Source organism: Enterococcus timonensis, from assembly GCF_900104595.1.
GTDB lineage: Bacteria > Bacillota > Bacilli > Lactobacillales > Enterococcaceae > Enterococcus_J > Enterococcus_J timonensis.
Genome location: NZ_FNVY01000002.1, coordinates 160,863 through 176,100, shown reverse-complemented (window position 1 = coordinate 176,100; position 15,238 = coordinate 160,863). Strand labels below are relative to the sequence as shown.

Here is a 15,238-nt window from a genome sequence, read left to right as displayed (position 1 = left end):
TTTTCTATACCCCTTTCAAAACGAACAGTTCTTGTTTAATGACGTTTCAAATTTTCTCAAAAGGGCGCGCACATTAAACACGACGGCGTTTTGGAGGGCGACATCCGTTATGAGGAACTGGGGTGACGTCGCGAATAGCGGTCACTTCCAAACCAGCAGCTTGTAAAGAGCGAATAGCAGCTTCACGTCCACCACCAGGGCCTTTAACAGTTACTTCAACTGTTTTCAAACCATGTTCCATTGCTACTTTAGACGCAGTTTCTGCGGCCATTTGAGCAGCGAAGGGTGTTGATTTTTTAGAACCTTTAAAACCTAACGCACCAGCGGATGACCATGCCAAAGCATTTCCATGCGCATCGGTGATCATAACGATCGTATTATTAAAAGTAGAATGAATATGGGCAATCCCAACTTCAATATTCTTTTTCACACGACGTTTACGACTAACTTTCTTTTGTGCCATGAATGACTAACCTCCTTTTCTGGTTACTTTTTCTTACCAGCAATAGCGCGAGCTGGACCCTTACGAGTACGTGCGTTATTTTTAGTATTTTGTCCGCGAACTGGTAATCCACGACGATGGCGGATACCCCGATAAGAATTAATTTCCATCAAACGTTTGATGTTCAAGTTCACTTCACGACGAAGATCCCCTTCAACTTTTAACTTATCAACTTCTACACGGATTGCGTCCGTTTGTTCATTTGTTAAATCCCGAACGCGAATATCTTCAGAAACTCCAGCATCTGCTAGAATTTTTGCCGCTGTAGTGTCCCCAATACCAAAAATATAAGTTAAGGATACAACTACGCGTTTATCACGAGGAATATCTACTCCTGCAATACGAGCCATTTAGACTACACCTCCTATTAACCTTGACGTTGTTTGTGCTTTGGATTTGCTGGGCAAATTACCATAACCCGTCCTTTACGACGAATTACTTTACAATGTTCACACATTGGTTTTACTGATGGTCTTACTTTCATTGATGTTTACCTCCTAAAGATTTACGGAGTACAATTATTTAAAGCGATAGGTGATGCGACCGCGGGAAAGGTCATAAGGAGACAATTCCACAGTAACTTTATCTCCAGGTAAGATCCGAATGTAATGCATCCGAATTTTGCCAGAAACGTGAGCTAACACAACGTGCCCATTCTCCAATTCCACCTTAAACATTGCATTCGGCAAAGTTTCGACGACTTTTCCTTCAATTTCGATCATATCATCTTTTGCCACGCATAGTACCTCCTTGAAGTTGTTTCGCGTATACACGATAAAACGGCGAAAGCACATGCTCTCACCAGAAACTAATTACAAAACCTTCTTATAGAATGACTCCTAAAGTCGGACTGTTACATTCTAACATAACTGTTAGATGATTGGCAAGAGTTTCAACTAGGGAAAACGTCAAAAACTTAGGCTCCAATGATTTTTTTAACGTCGGTAAAGACGTCTTGAATATCACGATCGCCGTCTACTTTATGCAAAAGATTTTGCGCTTGGTAGTATGCTAAAATCGGCTGCGAATTTTTAATGTTAACATCCAAACGATTCTTCACGGCTTCTGGTTTATCATCTTCACGTTGATAAAAATCATGTCCACCACAACGATCACAAGTTCCTTCCACTTTTGGTGGATTGAATGTTTTGTGATAAGTAGCGCCACAAGTTCTACAAATGAAGCGACCTGCCAAACGATCGATTAGAACATCTGGTTTCACATCAATTTCAATTACTGCATCAAGTTTTTTGTTTAAATCGGCTAAAATTTCGTCCAGCGCTTGGGCTTGGTCAAGTGTTCTTGGAAAGCCATCTAATAAAAAGCCGTCTTTCGTATCACTTTGAGCTAGGCGTTCTTTAACAATACCATTAGTAATGTCGTCTGGTACGAGATTTCCTTGATCCATGAAAGACTTCGCTTTTTTACCAAGCTCAGTTCCATTGGCCATGGCTTCTCTAAACATATCCCCAGTAGAAATATGAGGAATACTATATTTGTCAATAATTTCTTCCGCTTGCGTTCCCTTACCTGCACCAGGCAGACCCATTAAAATGAGGTTCATTAGTTACCCTCCTAAAATGTTGGAAACTTAAGTTGGAGAAGTTCTCCAACCTGAATTTCCTTTAACTGATAAAGCCAGTATATTTCTTTTTCAATAATAATCCTTCTAGTTGTTTAGCTGTTTCCAAAGCAACACCGATAACGATTAGTAAACTTGTTCCTCCTAAACCAATAGAAGAAGGCAAGTTCCAAACCATTTGGGCGATAATTGGAATAATCGCAATCGCACCTAAAAAGATTGAACCGACTGTTGAAAGTCGCATTAATAATTTAGAAACATATTCTTCTGTCCCTTTACCAGGCCGAACACTTGGAATATAACTTCCTTGTTTCGTCAAGTTCTCCGCTAATTTCTCAGGGTTTACTTGGACGAAGGCATAAAAGAAGGTGAAAGCGACAATCAGGACCGTATAAAAAATAGCTCCTGGCACTGTCGAATAGCTAAAGAGTGACATCAACATGTCATACCAGCCTTGTCCACCATATCTTGTTTGGAAAAATTGCAAAATAGCATTTGGTGTGGAAATAAATGAACTAGCAAAGATTACCGGAATAACCCCAGCAGCATTTACTTTCAATGGCAAATAACTACTTGCAGGTGCCCCTGCTGATCGTTTTGTATATTGAATTGGAATTTTCCGTTCTGCTTGTTGGACATAAGTAGTTACTGTCACAATAGCAATTACGGCAATTACCAATAAAATGGCAAAAAGGACGTTTGGTAAAATATCGCTTGAATCCACATTAACGAACATATCTTCATATAATTCGGAAAGTGAATGCGGCAAACGAGAAATAATACCAGCAAAAATAATCATCGACACGCCGTTACCGAGCCCTTTGTCGGTGATTTGCTCACCAAGCCAAGTAACAAACATTGTCCCAGCAGTTAAAATCAAGCCAATCACTACATAACTAGCAATTGTTTGATCTTGGACCAATTGAAAATTAGAACCCAAAGCATTGAATCCGGCAGTTAACCCTACTGATTGGATAAATCCTAAAACCAAAGTTAACCAACGTGTTGCTTGATTCAGTTTTTTACGACCGACTTCCCCTTGTTTCCCCCACTCAACAAACTTAGGCACGATATCCATTTGCAATAATTGGATAACGATTGAAGCTGTGATGTAAGGCGAGACGCCCATGGAAAAAACAGAGAATTGTTGCAACGCGGAACCAGAAACCATGTTGAGCATATTGAAAAATGGCAATGAGGCCAAATCATTTAAAGCAGCGGCATTAATACCGGGAACAGTAATTTGACTTCCGAGACGGAAGACAAATAATATTCCTACTGTAAATAAAATTTTGGATCGAATGTCTTTAATTTTAAAAGCATCTTTTAAAAGTTTAAACATTAGATCACCTCGATTGATCCACCACGAGCTTCAATTGCTTCTTGGGCAGCTTTCGAGAATTTTGCTGCTTTCACAGTCAATTTCTTTTCTAAAGACCCGTTAGCTAATACTTTGATTCCAGCTTTTTCATTTTTAATGTATCCAGCTTCGACCAAAGCAGCAGGGTTTACTTCTGCTCCATCTTCAAAACGATTTAAAATATCAAAATTTACAATCGCATATTCTTTCCGATTTACATTGGTAAAGCCGCGTTTTGGTAATAGACGGAACAATGGAGTTTGTCCACCTTCAAAACCTAAACGTACGCCACCACCGGAACGGGAGTTTTGACCCTTTTGTCCGCGTCCACTTGTTTTACCGTTACCTGAAGAAGTTCCGCGTCCGACACGGTTACGTACTTGGCGAGATCCTTCTGACGGTTTTAATTCATGAAGTTTCATTGATTTGGCACCTCCTTAACTTAAGTCAAACTTGTTTACTTTACTTCTTCAACGTCCACTAAGTGAGAAACGGTTTTAATCATTCCTAAAATAGATGCACCGTCGTTTTTAACTACGCTACTATTGATTTTTTTTAAACCAAGAGCTTTAACAGTTTCACGTTGGTTAAGGGGACGTCCGATGATTGAGCGTTTTAAAGTAATTTTCAATTCAGCCATTGTATAGTCCTCCTTATCCGATAAGTTCGGCTACAGATTTGCCACGTAAAGCAGCAACATCTTCAGCACGTTTCAATTGTTTTAAGCCTTCAATTGTTGCGCGAACAACATTGATTGGTGTATTTGAGCCTAGAGATTTACTGGTGATATCTTGAACACCAGCAAGTTCCATGATAGCCCGAACAGGACCACCAGCGGCAACTCCAGCACCGGCAACAGCAGGTTTAATTAAAATCCGGCCGCCACCAAAAACGCCTAGAGTTTCGTGGGGCACGGTTGAACCAACCATTGGCACTTCTACAAGGTTTTTCTTTGCGTCTTCGATTGCTTTTCTGATTGCTTCTGGAACTTCTTGAGCTTTACCAGTACCAAAACCAACGTGTCCTTGGCGATCACCAACAACAACTAAAGCAGCAAAACGCATCCGACGTCCACCTTTAACAACTTTAGTAACGCGGTTAATAGATACAACGCGATCTTCTAATTCCAAATGCAATGGATCGATATAAGCCATGAATGGTATTCCTCCTTTTCCTTAAAATTCTAGTCCGTTTTCGCGAGCAGCATCTGCTAAAGCAGCTACCCGACCGTGATATAAATATCCGCCCCGGTCAAAGACGACAACTTTCACGCCTTTTTCCACGCCACGAGTGGCAATTAATTTGCCGACAGCAGCAGCTTGTTCGGATTTTGTTCCAGCAGTAACGGTTGGATCCAAGGTAGAGGCACTCGCCAGTGTCACACCCGCTACGTCATCAATTAATTGAGCGTAGATGTTAGTATTTGAACGGAAAACGTTCAAGCGTGGGCACTCACTAGTACCAGAGATTTTATTACGGACACGTTGATGTCTTTTTTGACGTGTTTTATTTTTATCTGGTTTTGTAATCACTTTGGTCACCTCTTTAATATTTTGTTGAATACTTGATCAACTGGCTTTATTTACCAGTTTTACCTTCTTTACGACGTACGAATTCACCAACATAGCGAATCCCTTTGCCTTTATAAGGTTCTGGCGGACGAATGCTACGAATATTGGCAGCTAATTGTCCAACAGCTTCTTTTGAACTACCTTTGATTAGTACTTGCGTATTTGCAGGAACTTCAATAGTAATTCCTTCTGGCGCAACAACTTCCACTGGGTGAGAGTAGCCGACAGCCAAAACTAATTTAGAGCCTTGTAATTGGGCACGATACCCAACCCCAATAAGTTCTAATCCTTTTTGGAATCCTTCAGAAACACCGATAACCATGTTGTTAAACAAGGCACGAGTTGTTCCGTGGATAGTTTTCATTTCTTTTTCGTCGTTAGGACGAGTAAAAGTTACGACGTTTCCGTCGACGTTGATGGTAATGTCTGGTGAGAAAGTTCTTGTTAATTCGCCTTTTGGACCTTTAACAGTCACTTCTTGACCATTCATATCTACAGAAACACCTGCAGGGAGCTCAACGATTTTATTTCCGATACGGCTCACTTATGACACCTCCTTAAATATTAGATATTACCAAACGTAGGCGAGAACTTCGCCACCAGTATTTTTAGCGCGTGCTTGAGAGTCAGTCATTACTCCTTCAGATGTTGAAAGGATAGCAATTCCTAAACCATTTAACACTTTGGGAACTTCATTGGCTTTCACATAGACCCGAAGACCTGGTTTTGAAATCCGTTTTAAGTTCGTGATGACCCGTTCATCGTCTCTTCCATATTTCAAGAAAACACGGATGATGCCTTGTTTGTCATCTTCGATATATTCGACACTTTTAATAAAGCCTTCACTTTTTAAGATTTCAGCAATATCATGTTTCATTTTTGAGGCAGGCACTTCTAAGGATTCGTGTTTCACCATGTTGGCGTTACGAATACGCGTTAGAAAATCTGCGATTGGATCTGTCATGACCATTTGACGATTTACCTCCTTTTTGAGAGTTTTTTTCTTACCAGCTAGCTTTCTTCACGCCGGGAATTTGTCCTTTGTAGGCAAGTTCACGGAAGCAAATACGGCATAGTCTAAATTTACGATAAACTGAATGCGGACGGCCACAACGTTCACAACGCGTGTATTCTTGCGTGGAATGTTTTGCTGGACGTTTGTTTTTAGCAATCATTGATTTTTTAGCCAAGTAGTACGCCTCCTATTATTTTACGAATGGCATGCCTAATTGTGTCAACAATTCGCGAGATTCCTCGTCAGAATTGGCTGTAGTCACAATGACAATATCCATCCCTCTAACTTTATCTACTAAATCATAATCTACTTCAGGGAAAATTAGTTGTTCTTTGATGCCTAGTGTATAGTTGCCTCGGCCATCAAAAGCTTTCTTTGAAACGCCGTGGAAATCCCGAACACGAGGAAGAGAAACATTAACTAATTTATCTAAGAATTCATACATTCTGTCTCCACGTAAAGTTACTTTAGCGCCAATTGGCATACCTTCACGTAAACGGAAACCAGCGATTGATTTTTTAGCTTTGGTAATTAAAGGTTTTTGACCAGTAATTAAAGTTAATTCTTCAACAGCTTTATCTAAACTTTTTGTGTTAGAAACAGCTTCGCCAACACCCATGTTAATAACGATCTTATCAACTCTAGGAACTTGCATTACAGATTTGTAATTAAATTTCTCAACTAATGATGGGCTAACTTCTTTGGTAAATTTTTCTTTTAGGCGGTTCACCATTACAATAGGTCCTCCTTTCTATGCTTCTGAATTATTATCGATTACTTCGCCGGATTTTTTAGAAACCCGGACTTTTTTGCCCTCAATGACTTTGTAAGAAACTTTGGTTGCTTCACCAGTTTTTGGATCAACTAACGCAACGTTTGATACATGGATAGAAGCTTCTTTTTCAAGAATTCCACCTTGAGGAGCAGCGTTGTTAGGTTTTTGGTGTTTTTTGATCATGTTAACACCTTCAACAATTACACGGTCTTTTTTAGGGAAAGCTTCTAAAACGATGCCTTCTTTATTTCTATCTTTACCAGTAATAACTTTGACTTTATCGCCTTTTTTAACAAACATGCTTAAGCGCACCTCCTTTATGATCGAATTATCTTATAAAACTTCTGGAGCTAGAGAAACAATTTTCATAAAGTTGTTGTCGCGTAGTTCGCGGGCAACTGGTCCGAAAATCCGAGTTCCTCTTGGGCTTTTGTCGTCACGGATAATTACCGCAGCATTTTCATCAAATTTGATATAAGAACCATCAGCACGACGAGCGCCTGATTTGGTACGAACGATGACGGCTTTAACAACCTCACCTTTTTTGACAACCCCACCTGGCGTTGCTTGTTTAACCGTAGCAACAATTACATCGCCAATTCCAGCAAACTTGCGACCAGAACCACCAAGTACTTTGATCGTTAAGATTTCACGAGCGCCTGAGTTGTCTGCGACTTTCAAACGGCTTTCTGTTTGGATCACGAAGGTATCCTCCTTTCAGACTAGAAAATATTTAATTTAAATAACTACAGATTCTTCAATAACTTCTAATAAGCGGAAACGTTTCGTAGCTGACAATGGACGAGTTTCCATAATCGTAACAATATCACCGATTTTAGCCGAATTGTTTTCATCATGCGCGACGAATTTCTTCGAGTATTTTACACGTTTGCCGTAAGTTTTATGCGTTTTACGTGTTTCAACGACAACGATAATGGTTTTATCCATTTTGTCAGAAACGACGCGTCCTTGATAAACTTTACGTTGATTTCTTTCAGACATGTGTTAAATGGCCTCCTTTTCCAATTTAGTTAGCTTGTTGTTCTTTCAAAACAGTTTTGATCCGCGCAATAGAAGTACGAACTTCTTTAATTCGCGTCGTGTTTTCTAATTGGCCAGTAGCCAATTGGAATCTAAGGTTAAAAAGTTCTTCTTTAAATTCTTTTTCTTTAGCTTGCATTTCGGTAGTGGATAATGCTCTGATATCATTAACCTTCATTAGATTCACCACCCATTTCTTCACGTTTTACAATCTTAGTTTGGATTGGTAATTTGTGGGAAGCAAGGCGAAGTGCTTCTTTAGCAACTTCTTCAGGTACACCAGCAATTTCAAAAAGAATTTTGCCGCGTTTAACGGGAGCAACCCAACCTTCAGGAGCCCCTTTCCCAGAACCCATCCGCACACCAATTGGTTTGGATGTATATGATTTATGAGGGAAAATTTTAATCCATACTTTCCCACCACGTTTCATATAACGAGTCATGGCTACACGAGCTGATTCGATTTGACGGTTGGTAATCCAATGAGATTCAATGGCTTGCAAACCGTATTCACCAAATGCTACTTCTTTACCGCCTTTTGCTTCGCCCCGCATTTTACCACGGAATTCGCGACGGTGTTTTACCCGTTTAGGTACTAACATTGATTATTTCCCTCCTTTCGCAGTGTTTTTCTTTTCAGGAAGAATTTCTCCCCGGTAAATCCACACTTTAACTCCTAATTTTCCGTAAGTTGTTGCTGCTTCTTCCCATGCATAATCGATATCTGCACGCAATGTATGCAATGGAACAGTTCCTTCAGAATAACCTTCTGAACGAGCAATATCAGCACCATTTAAACGACCAGAAACTTGAGTTTTAATTCCTAGAGCGCCTGAACGCATTGTCCGTTGGATCGCTTGTTTTTGAGCGCGACGGAAAGCAACCCGGCTTTCTAATTGACGAGCAATTCCTTCGCCGACAAGTTTAGCGTCAAGATCAGGTTTTTTAATTTCAATAATATTGATATGAACTTTTTTGCCTGTTAATTTATTTAAAGCTTGACGAAGATTTTCAACTTCGGATCCGCCTTTACCAATAACCATACCAGGTTTTGCTGTGTGTAAGGAAACATTCACGCGATTTGCGGCACGTTCGATTTCAACTGTGGACACAGCGGCATCAGCTAGTTTGGTTGCGATAAATTTACGAATACGTAAATCTTCGTGTAGGAAATCTGCATAGTCTTTTTCGGCATACCATTTTGCGTCCCAGTCACGGATGATGCCGACGCGCATACCAATTGGATGTACTTTTTGACCCACTACTTATCCCTCCTTATTTTTCTGATACGACAACTGTGATGTGACTTGTCCGTTTGTTAATTGGTGAAGCTGATCCTTTTGCCCGTGGGCGGAATCTCTTCATCGTTGGTCCTTCATTAACAAAAGCTTCTTTTACAAACAAGTTTTCAACATCTAAGTCGAAGTTGTTTTCTGCATTTGCAATAGCTGACATCAAAACTTTTTCGATGATGCCGGCATTTTTGTTAGGTGTGAATTTCAAAATAGAAATAGCTTCGCCTACGCTTTTTCCTCGAACTAGATCAATGGTAATCCGAGCTTTGCGAGGTGAAGTGCGAACTGTATTTGCAGTCGCTCTAGCTGAAGTAATTTGTTCTGCCATATTAAGTCCTCCCCTCGCTCTTAGCGTTTAGCCGTTTTTTTATCGTCTCCGGTATGACCGCGATACGTTCTTGTTGGTGCGAATTCGCCTAATTTATGTCCAACCATATCTTCTTGAATATAAACAGGTACATGTTTCCGTCCGTCATATACAGCAATTGTGAACCCTACAAAGTTAGGGAAAATTGTTGAACGACGAGACCAAGTTTTAATAACTTTTTTCTTTTGTTCATCCTTTTGAGCAGCTACTTTAACTAGTAAATGCTCATCGGCAAAAGGTCCTTTTTTCAAACTGCGACCCATGGTGAACCTCCTCTCAGATTTCCTCTGCTATTATTTATCGTTACGACGACGCACAATAAGTTTATTGGATTTAGCTTTTGTATCTCTAGTTTTAAGACCGATAGCAACTTTACCCCAAGGAGTCATAGGTGCTTTACGTCCAACTGGAGCTTTACCTTCACCACCACCGTGTGGGTGATCGTTAGGGTTCATTACTGATCCACGAACAGTTGGGCGTTTGCCTAACCAACGAGAACGACCAGCTTTACCTAAATTAATTAATTCATGTTGTTCATTACCAACAGAACCAATTGTTGCCCGGCACGTACCTAAAATCATCCGAACTTCGCCAGAGTTTAAACGAACGAGGACATATTTGCCTTCTTTCCCTAAAACTTGAGCGCTAGTTCCAGCAGACCGTACTAATTGTCCACCTTTACCAGGTTTTAATTCGATATTATGAATCACAGTACCTACTGGAATGTTAGTTAATGGTAATGCATTACCGACTTTAATATCAGAATTCACACCAGAAACAACGTGCATGCCTACTTCTAATCCTTTAGGGGCTAAAATGTAAGCTTTAATACCATCTTCATAATGAAGTAAGGCAATATTTGCTGAACGGTTTGGATCATATTCAATAGTTTTAACAAGAGCAACAACATCATCTTTAGTCCGTTTGAAGTCTACGAGACGGTATTGACGTTTGTGACCGCCGCCTTGATGACGAACTGTAATACGTCCGTTATTATTCCGGCCGGCGTTTTTGCTCAATGGTTGTAGTAACGTTTTTTCTGGCGTTTGCGTTGTAATTTCAGCAAAGTCAGAAGCTGTCATATTACGACGACCGTTTGAGGTTGGTTTGTACTTTTTAATCGCCACGTCTTTTTCCCTCCTACTTATGTTTATTTACTGCTTATTCAGCAGCTTCGAAAATTTGAATTTGTTTTGAATCTTGAGTTAAGGTAACAATTGCTTTACGACGTTTCCGTGTATATCCATCGTATTTACCTTGACGTTTGAATTTAGGTTTCACGTTTAAGATGTTTACTTTTTCAACTTTTACGTCAAAAACTTTTTCAACAGCTTGTTTTACTAATGTTTTATTAGCGCGTGTATCTACTTCAAATGTATATTTTTTGTCGTCCATGATCAGCATTGAAGCTTCAGTGACGATGGGGCGTTTGATGACGTCTAGTAATTCCATTATGCAAGCACCTCCTCTAGTTGAGTAAGAGCAGCTTGAGTAATCAATAATTTATCGGCACTAACAACATCCAATACACTTACATTGTCAAATTCAACGACAGAAACGTTTGGAAGGTTACGAGCAGATAAAGCAGCGAAATCATTTCCGCCTTCTAAGACTACTAAAACTTTAGAATCTACAGCTAAGTTTGTTAAAACTTGTTTGAATTCTTTTGTTTTTGGTGCAGTAAATTGTAATGTGTCTACTGCCACAAATTTTTCATCTAAAACTTTTTGAGATAAAACTGATTTAATAGCTAAGCGACGAACTTTTTTTGGAAGTTTGTAGCTGTAAGAACGAGGGGTTGGTCCGAAGACAATCCCACCACCACGCCATTGTGGGGAGCGAATTGATCCTTGACGTGCCCGACCAGTTCCTTTTTGTCGCCATGGTTTACGTCCACCACCGGAAACTGCTGAGCGATTTTTAACCGCATGCGTTCCTTGGCGTAATGAAGCACGTTGCATGATGATGGCATCATAGACAACATTTTCATTAGGTTCAATACCGAAAATTTCGTCGTTTAACTTAATTTCGCCATTGTTTGTACCGTCTTGTTTAAATAATGCTACGTTAGGCATTCCTTAGTTCCTCCTTCCTGTATGTTTATTTAGCTTTAACAGCTGATTTAATTGTGATAAGAGATTTTTTAGCGCCAGGAATATTTCCTTTAACTAAAATAACATTTTTATCTACGTCTACACGAACGATTTCAAGGTTTTGGATCGTAATACGATCTCCGCCCATCCGACCGGCTAAGTGTTTGTTTTTAAAGACGCGGTTTGGTGCAACTGGACCCATTGACCCAGGACGACGATGGTAACGAGAACCGTGAGCCATTGGCCCGCGAGATTGTCCGTAGCGTTTAATAACACCTTGGAATCCTTTACCTTTCGACTTACCTGTAACATCAACGATGTCGCCAGCAGAAAATACATCTACTTTTACTTCGTCTCCAACAGCGTATTCCGCAAGCTCTACATCTCTGAATTCTTTAATGAAGCGCTTAGGAGCCGTTTTTGCTTTTGCAGCATGACCTTTCGCAGGTTTGTTTGACAAAACTTCACGAAGATCTGAAAAACCTAATTGTACAGCTTCGTAGCCATCGTTTTCTAACGTTTTAACTTGTAATACTACGTTAGGAGTTGCTTGGACTACAGTTACTGGAATTAATTCGCCAGCTTCAGTAAAGATTTGAGTCATTCCTACTTTTTTCCCTAAGATTCCTTTGGTCATGAGTACACCTCCATTTTTCTAATTTTTAAAATTATAATTTGATCTCAATGTTTACACCGGATGGTAAGTCAAGCTTCATTAAAGCGTCAACTGTTTTTGGTGTTGGATTCACAATGTCGATCAAACGTTTGTGAGTCCGCATTTCGAATTGTTCGCGTGAGTCTTTGTATTTATGTGTTGCCCGGATTACAGTGTATAAACTGCGTTCAGTTGGTAATGGAATTGGACCTGAAACACTTGCTCCAGTTCTTTTTGCCGTTTCAACGATTTTTTCCGCACTTTGATCCAAAATACGATGTTCATAAGCCTTCAAACGAATACGAATTTTTTGTTTTGCCATTTTGTTTCCCTCCTCGCCTATTTTTAAAAGTAGACATAGCTCATTGAAAATTTTCCGTCACGCTGGTTCGTGGCAAAGCGCCCGGGCGTGTCGCAACCTCTCAAATCATCGCCGTCTCAGTCTTTTACGACTGGGGTGTTGCTTTTTTTCACAGCACCTTTGTTATTGTACTAAAAATATTGACGCTTGGCAAGAAATATTTTCAAAAAAGATTGCTCTTGTGCGTTTTTTTTGAAAAAAACTTTTGAAAGCCAGCTTAAAAGAAAAAAAACAAAACTTTTTCTGGCAAGAGAAAAAATTTTGTTTTTTTGAAAAATAGTCCTGAATAATTCATAGCCTTAATTTTTTTGAATAGTTATTTAAAAAAAACGGACGTTTCTTTAAACGTTCTCTCTATTTCTAACAAAATTTAATTTTTTGTTCTACTTTTCTTGGCTATTGCTATTAAAGTGAAAGTCAATTCAGTTTTTTGGCAGACTCCACCCCTTTGATTTTTCATCCTTTTTTTCTAAGGTTAGGAAGGATTTATTGGCACCGCCTTAGGCGCCTGAAAATTGCATAGAATTCGTTTTGTTGCACATGATAGCTTGATAATTTAAGGTATATTTTTCTGGCTGTTTGAACAAGTTTTCCAGCAATTTTAAGAAAATGTAAACGAATCGTCTGGATAGTCATTCCTTGGTCTATTTTTTTGAATGCAATCGTTTTTAAAAAATTAACAAGGTTGTAAGCAAGAACGCTTATCATCATTCTCGTATGATTTTCTACAAAACGTGGACTATCTGTCTTGTCAAAAAAGAAACCCGTTTTGGCTTCTTTGATAAAATTTTCCATCGTTCCGCGTTTTTCATAAAGAGAGAAGACAACTTTAGGTGAGACATTTTCGGATAAATTGGTCACAATAAATGCGTGATGAAAGAGAAGTTCACCACTCTCGCGAACCGATCGTATGCAGACACGACGAGGTTTTGACCAAGATTGTGCTTGGTAAAAGGAAGAAAAATAATATACCTCTTGTTCATCCCATTTTTGATTGTCATCGTATTGAACAAATTGTTCTGCCAACTGGCTTAACTTGTTATTATTTTTCAATCGAATGACGTAGTGACTGTTGGTATTCTCGCAAGGTTCATACACCTCTGGTGTTGCAAACCCACTATCACCACGTACGAGTATATCTGTAGTAGGTAATGCTTCAATATAATGAGATAGCAATGGTTCAATGAACGCTTTTATTCCTTTCGAGGTGTATTGATTTCCTGGACGTAGTTCTGCTTTTAAAAAGTCACCAGTTAGTCCATCAAAGGCAACTAGCGGATGATATCCATAGGTTTGATAATGTGCATTGTAATTTGTTTGTTCTTGACGTCCAAATGTATCGGAGTGAGTGGAATCAATGTCAATCACTAATTCGGTGTTATTGCGAATCAAACGTACTTGATCTACCAATGCTTGATTTAACGCTTGCAATTGATGAATATTTTTCTCCATAAAACGATCAAAAAAACGAGAAAGTGAAGATTGAGAGGCTAGTTGCTTCTTACCTAAAATGGCTTGAAATACAGGGTCTTGTCTTAAAATATTCGCTGAAGAATCAGCCGAATAACCACTAATCAATTGCAAGATAAGTTGTTCCAATATTTCCACGTTATCATGTGTATAATAATTGCGCTTGTCCTCTATGTGAAGGAAATGCTTTGCTAGTTTTGAAAATTGAAGAGTATCCATTAACTCCTTCATTAGAACTAACCCTGAATCACTGGATAAGCAGCCACCTGTGTGTGAAATTATCATCGTTGAATTGAATTTCATTTGATTGTCATGTAAACTAGTCATTAGAAGAACTCCTTTCTTTTGGTTGGTTTAAGCACCTTTACCATAACAGAACGGAGTTCTTTTTTCATCACCTAATGGGTGAAAATGAAAAATGAGTGTTTTGATTATTGTTAAGCGATTTGTGAGCATTCGAATAGAATGTATGAATTATTCAGGATAGTTAAGATTTTTTATTTTTTCGGTGGATTTATCAGTTGGGTGGTGATATTTTCAAAGCCGGACTCTTTTAATAGTCGGCTGACTTTATTTTCTTGTGTTGTTGGCATTCTTAGTTCGACTAATGTTTTTTCTTTCCGCAAAACAAGAAGTGATAAAATCGAGAATCCTGCCTGAGCTAAGACGGCGGTAATTTGCGCTAAAACGCCTGGCGTATCTTGACTAATTTCAATCGTGACCATCATTCCCGTTTCAAAATAGCTAGAAATATTTAAAAAGGCATCAAAAATATCATTATTCGTAATCATTCCTACTAGCTGATCCTCTTTTACCACCGGCAAGACGCCGACACTATTTTGCCGCATAGCATAAATACCATCTTCTAGCTGCGCCTCTGGGGAAATTGTTACGAGTTTTTTTATCATAATTTCTTCAGCTGTTGTTTTATTGAGTAAATAATTCACTTCATAAACGGACAAACTAGTCGCGGTTGACGGTAAGGCCTCATTGATAACCCCTTCTGTAATTAAGCCGGCGAGTTTTTGACCATCGACTACTGGCAAACGGTGAAGATTGTTTTCCTTCATTAAATCGAGACAATCAAAAATTTTGGTTTCTTTAGTAACGGTAATTAAGTCGCTACTCATAAAATCTGAAATACTCATTTT

General features: G+C 39.2%; 29 protein-coding genes. All 29 read right to left on the bottom strand.

The window, feature by feature from the left end; all coding sequences use genetic code 11:
• Positions 1-73: 73 nt before the first annotated feature.
• The 29 genes from rpsK to BQ5341_RS01045 all read right to left on the bottom strand — a co-directional run bounded on the left by rpsK (position 74) and on the right by BQ5341_RS01045 (position 15,235).
• On the bottom strand, positions 74-463 hold the full coding sequence (gene rpsK, locus BQ5341_RS01185; protein ID WP_071130235.1) for a 30S ribosomal protein S11: 390 nt from the start codon (positions 461-463) through the stop codon (positions 74-76).
• A gap of 23 nt (positions 464-486) precedes the next feature.
• On the bottom strand, positions 487-852 hold the full coding sequence (gene rpsM / locus BQ5341_RS01180) for a 30S ribosomal protein S13 (protein ID WP_071130234.1): 366 nt from the start codon (positions 850-852) through the stop codon (positions 487-489).
• A gap of 17 nt (positions 853-869) precedes the next feature.
• Positions 870-986, bottom strand: coding sequence for a 50S ribosomal protein L36 (gene rpmJ, locus BQ5341_RS01175; RefSeq protein WP_002288710.1), 117 nt, complete (start codon positions 984-986; stop codon positions 870-872).
• Between the two features lie 34 nt (positions 987-1,020).
• Positions 1,021-1,239, bottom strand: coding sequence for a translation initiation factor IF-1 (gene infA, locus BQ5341_RS01170; RefSeq protein ID WP_071130233.1), 219 nt, complete (start codon positions 1,237-1,239; stop codon positions 1,021-1,023).
• Between the two features lie 179 nt (positions 1,240-1,418).
• Positions 1,419-2,066 (bottom strand): adenylate kinase, encoded by a 648-nt coding sequence (locus BQ5341_RS01165; protein WP_071130232.1) that lies wholly within the window; start codon positions 2,064-2,066, stop codon positions 1,419-1,421.
• A 61-nt stretch (positions 2,067-2,127) separates the two neighbouring features.
• The gene (secY, locus tag BQ5341_RS01160; RefSeq protein ID WP_071130231.1) at positions 2,128-3,426 is read right to left on the bottom strand and encodes a preprotein translocase subunit SecY; all 1,299 of its coding nucleotides are present in this window, start codon (positions 3,424-3,426) and stop codon (positions 2,128-2,130) included.
• Positions 3,426-3,866, bottom strand: coding sequence for a 50S ribosomal protein L15 (gene rplO, locus BQ5341_RS01155; RefSeq protein ID WP_071130230.1), 441 nt, complete (start codon positions 3,864-3,866; stop codon positions 3,426-3,428). Before rplO ends, secY begins: the two co-directional genes overlap by 1 nt.
• Before the next feature lie 35 nt (positions 3,867-3,901).
• The gene (gene rpmD / locus BQ5341_RS01150; RefSeq protein ID WP_071130229.1) at positions 3,902-4,084 is read right to left on the bottom strand and encodes a 50S ribosomal protein L30; all 183 of its coding nucleotides are present in this window, start codon (positions 4,082-4,084) and stop codon (positions 3,902-3,904) included.
• A gap of 13 nt (positions 4,085-4,097) precedes the next feature.
• Positions 4,098-4,598, bottom strand: coding sequence for a 30S ribosomal protein S5 (rpsE, locus tag BQ5341_RS01145; protein WP_071130228.1), 501 nt, complete (start codon positions 4,596-4,598; stop codon positions 4,098-4,100).
• A 21-nt stretch (positions 4,599-4,619) separates the two neighbouring features.
• Positions 4,620-4,976 carry a 50S ribosomal protein L18 gene (gene rplR, locus BQ5341_RS01140; RefSeq protein ID WP_071130227.1) on the bottom strand — a complete coding sequence of 119 codons (357 nt, stop codon included), beginning with the start codon at positions 4,974-4,976 and terminating at the stop codon, positions 4,620-4,622.
• A gap of 46 nt (positions 4,977-5,022) precedes the next feature.
• Positions 5,023-5,559, bottom strand: a complete 537-nt coding sequence (gene rplF, locus BQ5341_RS01135; RefSeq protein ID WP_071130226.1) for a 50S ribosomal protein L6 — start codon at positions 5,557-5,559, stop codon at positions 5,023-5,025.
• 27 nt (positions 5,560-5,586) lie between these two features.
• A complete protein-coding gene (rpsH, locus tag BQ5341_RS01130) occupies positions 5,587-5,985 on the bottom strand; it encodes a 30S ribosomal protein S8 (RefSeq protein ID WP_071130225.1) in 399 nt (132 codons plus the stop codon).
• Positions 5,986-6,019: 34 nt separating this feature from the next.
• A complete protein-coding gene (locus tag BQ5341_RS01125; RefSeq protein WP_071130224.1) occupies positions 6,020-6,205 on the bottom strand; it encodes a type Z 30S ribosomal protein S14 in 186 nt (61 codons plus the stop codon).
• 15 nt (positions 6,206-6,220) lie between these two features.
• The gene (gene rplE / locus BQ5341_RS01120; RefSeq protein WP_071130223.1) at positions 6,221-6,763 is read right to left on the bottom strand and encodes a 50S ribosomal protein L5; all 543 of its coding nucleotides are present in this window, start codon (positions 6,761-6,763) and stop codon (positions 6,221-6,223) included.
• Between the two features lie 18 nt (positions 6,764-6,781).
• On the bottom strand, positions 6,782-7,105 hold the full coding sequence (gene rplX, locus BQ5341_RS01115) for a 50S ribosomal protein L24 (protein WP_071130222.1): 324 nt from the start codon (positions 7,103-7,105) through the stop codon (positions 6,782-6,784).
• A gap of 33 nt (positions 7,106-7,138) precedes the next feature.
• Positions 7,139-7,507: a 50S ribosomal protein L14 gene (gene rplN, locus BQ5341_RS01110; protein WP_071130221.1), complete on the bottom strand. Its 369-nt coding sequence runs from the start codon at positions 7,505-7,507 to the stop codon at positions 7,139-7,141.
• 36 nt (positions 7,508-7,543) lie between these two features.
• Positions 7,544-7,807: a 30S ribosomal protein S17 gene (gene rpsQ, locus BQ5341_RS01105; protein WP_071130220.1), complete on the bottom strand. Its 264-nt coding sequence runs from the start codon at positions 7,805-7,807 to the stop codon at positions 7,544-7,546.
• Positions 7,808-7,832: 25 nt separating this feature from the next.
• A complete protein-coding gene (rpmC, locus tag BQ5341_RS01100) occupies positions 7,833-8,024 on the bottom strand; it encodes a 50S ribosomal protein L29 (RefSeq protein ID WP_071130219.1) in 192 nt (63 codons plus the stop codon).
• On the bottom strand, positions 8,014-8,448 hold the full coding sequence (rplP, locus tag BQ5341_RS01095) for a 50S ribosomal protein L16 (RefSeq protein WP_071130218.1): 435 nt from the start codon (positions 8,446-8,448) through the stop codon (positions 8,014-8,016). The genes rpmC and rplP overlap by 11 nt, the downstream gene beginning before the upstream one ends.
• Positions 8,449-8,451: 3 nt before the next feature.
• Positions 8,452-9,108, bottom strand: coding sequence for a 30S ribosomal protein S3 (gene rpsC / locus BQ5341_RS01090; protein WP_071130217.1), 657 nt, complete (start codon positions 9,106-9,108; stop codon positions 8,452-8,454).
• Positions 9,109-9,121: 13 nt separating this feature from the next.
• The gene (gene rplV / locus BQ5341_RS01085; protein ID WP_071130216.1) at positions 9,122-9,469 is read right to left on the bottom strand and encodes a 50S ribosomal protein L22; all 348 of its coding nucleotides are present in this window, start codon (positions 9,467-9,469) and stop codon (positions 9,122-9,124) included.
• 20 nt (positions 9,470-9,489) lie between these two features.
• Entirely contained in the window at positions 9,490-9,771 is a 282-nt protein-coding gene (gene rpsS, locus BQ5341_RS01080; protein WP_071130215.1) for a 30S ribosomal protein S19, read from the bottom strand.
• A 30-nt stretch (positions 9,772-9,801) separates the two neighbouring features.
• A complete protein-coding gene (rplB, locus tag BQ5341_RS01075; protein WP_071130214.1) occupies positions 9,802-10,635 on the bottom strand; it encodes a 50S ribosomal protein L2 in 834 nt (277 codons plus the stop codon).
• A 34-nt stretch (positions 10,636-10,669) separates the two neighbouring features.
• On the bottom strand, positions 10,670-10,960 hold the full coding sequence (gene rplW, locus BQ5341_RS01070; RefSeq protein WP_071130213.1) for a 50S ribosomal protein L23: 291 nt from the start codon (positions 10,958-10,960) through the stop codon (positions 10,670-10,672).
• Positions 10,960-11,583 carry a 50S ribosomal protein L4 gene (gene rplD, locus BQ5341_RS01065; RefSeq protein ID WP_071130212.1) on the bottom strand — a complete coding sequence of 208 codons (624 nt, stop codon included), beginning with the start codon at positions 11,581-11,583 and terminating at the stop codon, positions 10,960-10,962. Before rplD ends, rplW begins: the two co-directional genes overlap by 1 nt.
• A gap of 25 nt (positions 11,584-11,608) precedes the next feature.
• Entirely contained in the window at positions 11,609-12,238 is a 630-nt protein-coding gene (gene rplC, locus BQ5341_RS01060) for a 50S ribosomal protein L3 (protein WP_071130211.1), read from the bottom strand.
• Positions 12,239-12,269: 31 nt separating this feature from the next.
• On the bottom strand, positions 12,270-12,578 hold the full coding sequence (gene rpsJ / locus BQ5341_RS01055) for a 30S ribosomal protein S10 (RefSeq protein ID WP_071130210.1): 309 nt from the start codon (positions 12,576-12,578) through the stop codon (positions 12,270-12,272).
• Positions 12,579-13,103: 525 nt separating this feature from the next.
• A complete protein-coding gene (locus BQ5341_RS01050; RefSeq protein WP_071130199.1) occupies positions 13,104-14,414 on the bottom strand; it encodes an IS1380 family transposase in 1,311 nt (436 codons plus the stop codon).
• 170 nt (positions 14,415-14,584) lie between these two features.
• A complete protein-coding gene (locus BQ5341_RS01045) occupies positions 14,585-15,235 on the bottom strand; it encodes a CBS domain-containing protein (RefSeq protein WP_071130209.1) in 651 nt (216 codons plus the stop codon).
• Between the last annotated feature and the right edge of the window lie 3 nt (positions 15,236-15,238).

What these genes read in the sequence shown, in the direction of transcription:
- BQ5341_RS01165 (WP_071130232.1), bottom strand. Translation starts at nt 2,066, where the DNA reads ATGAACCTCATTTTAATGGGTCTGCCTGGTGCAGGTAAGGGAACGCAA.
- rplC (WP_071130211.1), bottom strand. Translation starts at nt 12,238, where the DNA reads ATGACCAAAGGAATCTTAGGGAAAAAAGTAGGAATGACTCAAATCTTT.
- rpmD (WP_071130229.1), bottom strand. Translation starts at nt 4,084, where the DNA reads ATGGCTGAATTGAAAATTACTTTAAAACGCTCAATCATCGGACGTCCC.
- rplW (WP_071130213.1), bottom strand. Translation starts at nt 10,960, where the DNA reads ATGGAATTACTAGACGTCATCAAACGCCCCATCGTCACTGAAGCTTCA.
- rplD (WP_071130212.1), bottom strand. Translation starts at nt 11,583, where the DNA reads ATGCCTAACGTAGCATTATTTAAACAAGACGGTACAAACAATGGCGAA.
- rpsH (WP_071130225.1), bottom strand. Translation starts at nt 5,985, where the DNA reads ATGGTCATGACAGATCCAATCGCAGATTTTCTAACGCGTATTCGTAAC.
- rpsS (WP_071130215.1), bottom strand. Translation starts at nt 9,771, where the DNA reads ATGGGTCGCAGTTTGAAAAAAGGACCTTTTGCCGATGAGCATTTACTA.
- rpmC (WP_071130219.1), bottom strand. Translation starts at nt 8,024, where the DNA reads ATGAAGGTTAATGATATCAGAGCATTATCCACTACCGAAATGCAAGCT.
- BQ5341_RS01050 (WP_071130199.1), bottom strand. Translation starts at nt 14,414, where the DNA reads ATGACTAGTTTACATGACAATCAAATGAAATTCAATTCAACGATGATA.
- rpsE (WP_071130228.1), bottom strand. Translation starts at nt 4,598, where the DNA reads ATGGCTTATATCGATCCATTGCATTTGGAATTAGAAGATCGCGTTGTA.
- rpsJ (WP_071130210.1), bottom strand. Translation starts at nt 12,578, where the DNA reads ATGGCAAAACAAAAAATTCGTATTCGTTTGAAGGCTTATGAACATCGT.
- rpmJ (WP_002288710.1), bottom strand. Translation starts at nt 986, where the DNA reads ATGAAAGTAAGACCATCAGTAAAACCAATGTGTGAACATTGTAAAGTA.
- rpsQ (WP_071130220.1), bottom strand. Translation starts at nt 7,807, where the DNA reads ATGTCTGAAAGAAATCAACGTAAAGTTTATCAAGGACGCGTCGTTTCT.
- BQ5341_RS01045 (WP_071130209.1), bottom strand. Translation starts at nt 15,235, where the DNA reads ATGAGTATTTCAGATTTTATGAGTAGCGACTTAATTACCGTTACTAAA.
- secY (WP_071130231.1), bottom strand. Translation starts at nt 3,426, where the DNA reads ATGTTTAAACTTTTAAAAGATGCTTTTAAAATTAAAGACATTCGATCC.
- rplP (WP_071130218.1), bottom strand. Translation starts at nt 8,448, where the DNA reads ATGTTAGTACCTAAACGGGTAAAACACCGTCGCGAATTCCGTGGTAAA.
- rpsK (WP_071130235.1), bottom strand. Translation starts at nt 463, where the DNA reads ATGGCACAAAAGAAAGTTAGTCGTAAACGTCGTGTGAAAAAGAATATT.
- rplV (WP_071130216.1), bottom strand. Translation starts at nt 9,469, where the DNA reads ATGGCAGAACAAATTACTTCAGCTAGAGCGACTGCAAATACAGTTCGC.
- rplX (WP_071130222.1), bottom strand. Translation starts at nt 7,105, where the DNA reads ATGTTTGTTAAAAAAGGCGATAAAGTCAAAGTTATTACTGGTAAAGAT.
- rplO (WP_071130230.1), bottom strand. Translation starts at nt 3,866, where the DNA reads ATGAAACTTCATGAATTAAAACCGTCAGAAGGATCTCGCCAAGTACGT.
- rpsM (WP_071130234.1), bottom strand. Translation starts at nt 852, where the DNA reads ATGGCTCGTATTGCAGGAGTAGATATTCCTCGTGATAAACGCGTAGTT.
- rplE (WP_071130223.1), bottom strand. Translation starts at nt 6,763, where the DNA reads ATGGTGAACCGCCTAAAAGAAAAATTTACCAAAGAAGTTAGCCCATCA.